Annotated in this window: 1 pseudogene; it reads left to right on the top strand. The window is 56.0% G+C overall.

Annotation, left to right across the window (positions count from 1 at the left end):
* Window positions 1-216 (top strand): annotated as a pseudogene (locus AC5ZG5_RS46695) (Crp/Fnr family transcriptional regulator); the annotation flags it as partial.

The raw sequence follows: 216 nt of genomic DNA, 5'->3' as shown, positions 1-216 counted from the left end.
ATTCTGGTTCAGATGGGTCTCGATCCGAACAACATCACCTACGACGCACTATTCAACCGGCTGCTGGAAATCGTGCTCGCCAACATCACGCTCGCCAACATGTTCGCTCTCGTTGGCGCCATCTTTCTTGCCGCTACCTTGCTGATGCAGACGATAGTGCCGCTGCGCGTCGCAAACATGGTCGGCTGCATGTTCTTCGTTGCCTATGGCGCGCTC

Source organism: Bradyrhizobium sp. Ses1, assembly GCF_059512365.1.
Note: the sequence above shows the minus strand (reverse complement) of the source record. Positions and strands in the feature narration are given on the sequence as shown.